Annotated in this window: 4 protein-coding genes; 1 reads left to right on the plus strand and 3 read right to left on the minus strand. The window is 75.2% G+C overall.

The features are described 5' to 3' along the window. Nucleotides 1-1,229: FGGY family carbohydrate kinase (locus tag L1885_RS23470; RefSeq protein WP_235799161.1), on the minus strand; the 1,229-nt coding region annotated here is incomplete at its 3' end. Nucleotides 1,230-1,508: 279 nt separating this feature from the next. On the opposite strand from L1885_RS23470, the gene xylA reads away from it, so the two are divergent. Then, nucleotides 1,509-2,678 carry a xylose isomerase gene (gene xylA, locus L1885_RS23475; RefSeq protein ID WP_235799164.1) on the plus strand — a complete coding sequence of 390 codons (1,170 nt, stop codon included), beginning with the start codon at nt 1,509-1,511 and terminating at the stop codon, nt 2,676-2,678. A gap of 266 nt (nt 2,679-2,944) precedes the next feature. Here xylA and L1885_RS23480 read toward each other — a convergent pair whose 3' ends face one another. Together L1885_RS23480 and L1885_RS23485 are read right to left on the minus strand one after the other, a co-directional pair. After that, on the minus strand, nt 2,945-4,189 hold the full coding sequence (locus tag L1885_RS23480; RefSeq protein ID WP_235799162.1) for an ROK family transcriptional regulator: 1,245 nt from the start codon (nt 4,187-4,189) through the stop codon (nt 2,945-2,947). Nucleotides 4,190-4,303: 114 nt separating this feature from the next. Further along, entirely contained in the window at nt 4,304-4,843 is a 540-nt protein-coding gene (locus L1885_RS23485; RefSeq protein WP_235799163.1) for a GNAT family N-acetyltransferase, read from the minus strand. Nucleotides 4,844-4,978: the final 135 nt, after the last annotated feature.

Raw genomic sequence — 4,978 nt, forward strand, 5'->3', positions numbered from 1 at the left:
CGGCCCTGCGCGCCGCCGCCGATCAGCCGCAGCGGCCGGGCCGCCACCTCCGGCGCCGCCGGGTCGAGCCCGCAGGCGCGCAGCACCTCGTCGAGCGCGCGCAGCACGGTGAACACGGCGCCCTCGTACGCGGCGCCCAGCAGCCGCTGCGGCGTCGTGTCGTGGCGCAGCCCGGTCAACAGCCCGGCGGCCCGCGGCAGGTCGGGCGTGCGCTCCCCGTCCAGGTACGGCAGGATCACCGCCTCGCCGCCCGGCTGCGCGTCCTCCCGCTCCAGGCGCAGCAGCTCGGCCACCTTGTCGACCGCCTGGGTGCAGTTGAGCGTGCAGCCGAGGGGCAGGTACGTGCCGTCGGCGGCGGCGAAGCCGTTCAGGGCCACCGACTCCGGGCGGGTCGTCGTCGCGGCGAACACGGTGCCCGACGTGCCGAGGCTCAGGACCGGATGGTCGAGCAGCCCCGCGCCCCCGAGACCGAGCCCCACGGCCGCGCTCATGTTGTCGCCGGTCCCGGCGGCAACGGCGATGCCGGCGGGCAGGCCGAGCGCCGCGGCGGCCGCGTCGGTCAGCGTCCCGGCCCGGGTGGCGCCCGTCGGGGCCACCGCCGGCAGCAGGTCCTCCTCCAGCCCGAGCAGGGCGAGCAGTTCGGGGTCGTAGGCGCCGGTGGCCGTCGCGTACCAGCCGGTGCCCGAGGCGTCGCCCGGGTCGGTGACGGCCGCGCCCGACAGCCGTTCGGTGAGGAAGTCGTGCGGCAGGCGGATCGCGGCCGCCGCCCGCGCGGTGTCGGGCTCGTGCTCCCGCAGCCACTGCCACTTCGTCGCGGTGATCGAGGCCACCGGCACGGAGCCGGTGCGCGCGGCCCAGGCCTCCGGCCCGCCGAGGGCCTCCGTCAGGGCGGCGGCCTGGGGCGCGGAGCGGGTGTCGTTCCACAGCATGGCGGGGCGCAGCGGCCGGCCGGAGCCGTCCAGCACGACGAGCCCGTGCTGCTGGCCCGCGACCGCGATGCCGCGCACGGCGGACGCCTCGGCGCCCGCGTCCGCGAGCCCCCGGGCGACGGCCTCGCCGAGGGCGCTCCACCACACCTCGGGGTCGCTCTCGCGGGCACCGCCCTCGCCGGTCACCCGGTGCTGGGCGCGGCCGACGGCGAGCAGCTTGCCGGTGGCCGCGTCGGTGACGGCCGCCTTGGTGGACTGGGTGGAACTGTCCACGCCGATCACGAGCGGGGTTCGCGACATGGGGTCTCTCCTCCGGGCGCCGGGGGCCGGGCGCCGTGGTGAACGCGGTTTTGGACGGGTGGGAAACAAATTACGCGAGCGGAGGCGGGCGCGTCACGGGTGCGGGCGGACCCGATCCGCCGGGGGACCGGACAAGATCCGAACGGGCCGCCACGTCCGCGTGTGACGCGTTCGCCCGGGTGCGGGACTGTTGCTCGCGCGAGACGTCGTGCCATATTAGTCATGTCAGAAAACAAAAAGGTCGGACGGACCTTTGAGGCAGCGAAGGCGGCCAAGGGAATGACGGAACACTTCACACCCACGCGCGAGGACAAGTTCAGCTTCGGCCTCTGGACGGTCGGCTGGCAGGGCAGGGACCCGTTCGGTGACGCCACCCGGCCCGCCCTCGACCCCGCCGAGTCCGTGCGCCGGCTGTCGGACCTCGGGGCGTACGCGGTCACCTTCCACGACGACGACCTGATCCCGTTCGGGGCCTCCGAGGCGGAGCGCGAGTCGCACGTCAAGCACTTCCGACAGGCGCTCGACGCGACGGGCGTCGTCGTCGAGATGGCCACCACGAACCTCTTCACCCACCCGGTCTTCAAGGACGGCGGCTTCACGGCCAACGACCGCGACGTCCGGCGCTTCGCGCTGCGCAAGGTCGTCCGCAACATCGACCTCGCCGCCGAGCTCGGCGCGAAGACGTACGTCGCCTGGGGCGGCCGCGAGGGCGCCGAGTCCGGCGGCGCGAAGGACGTCCGGCTGGCGCTCGACCGGATGAAGGAGGCCTTCGACCTGCTCGGCGAGTACGTCACCGAGAAGGGCTACGACATGCGCTTCGCGATCGAGCCGAAGCCCAACGAGCCCCGCGGCGACATCCTGCTGCCGACGGTGGGCCACGCGCTCGCGTTCATCGAACGCCTCGAGCGCCCCGAGCTGTTCGGCGTGAACCCCGAGGTCGGCCACGAGCAGATGGCAGGGCTCAACTTCCCGCACTCCATCGCCCAGGCGCTGTGGTCGGACAAGCTCTACCACATCGACCTCAACGGCCAGAGCGGCATCAAGTACGACCAGGACCTGCGCTTCGGCGCGGGCGACGTGCGCGCCGCGTTCTGGCTCGTGGACCTGCTGGAGAGCGCGGGCTGGGACGGCTGCCGCCACTTCGACTTCAAGCCGCCGCGCACCGAGGACTTCGACGGGGTCTGGGCCTCGGCCGCCGGCTGCATGCGCAACTACCTGATCCTCAAGGAGCGTGCGGCGTCCTTCCGCGCGGACCCGGAGGTCCAGGAGGCGCTGCGCGCGTCCCGGCTCGACGAGCTGGCGCAGCCCACCGCCGCCGACGGGCTCGCGGGGCTGCTCGCCGACAAGTCCGCGTACGAGGACTTCGACGCTGAGGCCGCCGCGGAGCGCGGCATGGCCTTCGAGCGCCTCGACCAGCTCGCGATGGACCACCTGCTGGGCGCCCGCTGAGGCACCCGGCGCGTCGGGAGCCCCCGGCCGGAGACCTCCGGCCGGGGGCTCCCGCGTGCGGGCGCGGGCGTGCGGCGCGCGGTCGGGGCGCGGGCGCGCGGCCCGCTCCCGTCCTGCCGCCGCCGGCCCGTCGGAGCCCCTTGGCAGGAAGCAGGAAGCAGGAAGCAGGAAGCAGGAAACAGGAAACAGGAAGCAGGAAGCAGGGCGCGGTCAGCAGGAAGCAGTGTGGCGGTTGGCGGGGGGCGGATGCGGGTCGGCGGAGGCGCTCAGTCCCGCCCCGCCACGTACGCCAGCGGGTCCGCCAGGACGGCGCGGACGACCAGCGCCGCAGCGCCGCGCGCCGCGTCCCCCGCCGACGACGAGGCCCGCAGCCGGCCGCTGTCGCGCGGCCACAGGCCGGAGACCACCCGGGCCGTCAGCTCGCGGTCGGCCGAGGGGGAGAGCCACGGCATCAGCGGCCGGTAGATGCCGCCCAGCACCACGGCGTCCGGGTCGAAGAGGTTCACCGCACCCGACACCACCCGGCCCAGCATCAGGCCGGCCCGCTCGATCGCGGCCACCGCCGCGCGGTCGCCGCCGCGCGCCTTGCGCTCCAGCTCCGCCACGCCCGGCACCCCGGCGTCCTCGTCCAGGCCGGCCGCCCGCAGCAGTGCCGACTGGCCCGCGTACTGCTCCAGGCAGCCGCGCGAGCCGCACCGGCACAGCGGGCCCTCCGAGTCGACGACCACATGGCCGATCTCGCCCGCGAAGCCGTGGGCGCCGCGCAGGAGTTCACCGTCCAGGACGAGCGCCCCGCCCACCCCGATCTCGCCGGTCAGGTAGAGGAAGGTGCGCAGCGCCCCGAGGCCGCCGAACCACAGCTCGGCGAGCGCCGCCAGATTCGCCTCGTTCTCCGAACTCACCGGCAGCTGCGGCGCGTCCGGCCGCAGCCGGGCCAGCGACTGCGCGAAGTGCTCCTCGGCGGGCACCCGGTTCCACCCCAGGTTCGGCGCCTGGCGCACCGTGCCGCCCGACACCAGCCCCGGCAGGGCGAGTTCGACACCCACCGGGAGCAGGTCCTGCTCACCGGCCGACTCCAGGGTGCGGGCCGCGATGCGCGCCCCGCGCGCCAGGACCTCGGAGGGCAGCGCGCCCCTGTTGTCGATGTGCTCCGTCAGCCGCACCCGGTCGGTGCCGGACAGATCCACCACGCACACCGACACGTAGTCGATGTTGATCTCGACGCCGATGCCGGCGGGACCCGTGCGGGTCACCTTCAGCACGGTGCCCGGCCTGCCCGCCTGCCCGCTGAACGTCTTGCCCGACTCGCTCAGGAAGCCGTTGTCGATCAGCTGCTCCACGAGGGACGACACGGCCGCCCGCGTGAGGCCCACCCGGGCGGCGACCCCGGCCCGCGTCGCCTCGCCCTCGTCCCGCACGGCGCGCAGCACGAGGCTCAGGTTGTGCCGCCGGACCGTCTCCTTGTCGGCCTTCGGGCCGAGCGACACGTGCGATGTGTGGTTGGTGTCCATGTCACCGGCGAGCCTATGTGATGGGCCTCGGCGGGCGGCAGTGCGCGTCCGGCCGGAGCGCGGGCCGGCCGGACCGGATGCCCTTCGCGCAGCTCCCGGCGCGGGGCCGGGGCCTCAGCCGGACGAGGCGGCCGGGGGCCGCATGCCGAGCCACTGCTCGGCGCCCCAGGCCTCGAACCGCTCCACCTCGGTGAAGCCCAGCCTCGCGGCGAGGCGCATCGAACGGGTGTTGGCGGTCTGGGTCGTCAGGACCACCGGCTCGCCGGGAAGCACGCCGTCCACCCAGCCGAGCGCCGCCGCGCACGCCTCCGTGGCGAACCCGCGTCCCCAGGCGCTCGGCAGGAACAGGTAGCCGAGATCGACCTTCCCCGCGGCGGCCGGGCGATGGTGCCCGGGCGATCTCCGCAGCAGGAGCTGGCCTATCATCGAGCCGCCGCGTTCCACGACGAAGCTCCCGGGATACTGCTGGGGCGTTGCGGGCACCTCGCGTGCGAGCTCGTCCCGCGGCCTGGGCCCGCCGAGGTAGGTGTGCACCTCCGGCGAGGCGAGCAACTCGAGGAACGCCGGGCGGTCCCGGCTCTCGGGCTCGCGCAGCACGAGCCGCCCGGTCCTGATCGGCTCGGGCGGCCAGGTCACTGATCCAAGGTCCTCCATCCGGCGGACGCTAACAGCCGGTCGGGCCGGCCGTACGGGAAACGCTGCACCCGCCCGGCCGCCGCCGCGCCATCGGGCACGGGCGGCTCCCGGCGGGCCCCCGGCGGCGCCCGGCGTCCGGGACGGGGCCCGGGC

This window comes from Streptomyces fuscigenes (assembly GCF_021556455.1).
GTDB classification, from domain to species: Bacteria; Actinomycetota; Actinomycetes; order Streptomycetales; family Streptomycetaceae; genus Streptomyces; species Streptomyces fuscigenes.

Excerpts from the sequence above, each read along its gene's own strand:
- xylA (WP_235799164.1), top strand. The coding sequence starts at position 1,509 with ATGACGGAACACTTCACACCCACGCGCGAGGACAAGTTCAGCTTCGGC.
- L1885_RS23480 (WP_235799162.1), bottom strand. The coding sequence starts at position 4,189 with ATGGACACCAACCACACATCGCACGTGTCGCTCGGCCCGAAGGCCGAC.
- L1885_RS23485 (WP_235799163.1), bottom strand. The coding sequence starts at position 4,843 with ATGGAGGACCTTGGATCAGTGACCTGGCCGCCCGAGCCGATCAGGACC.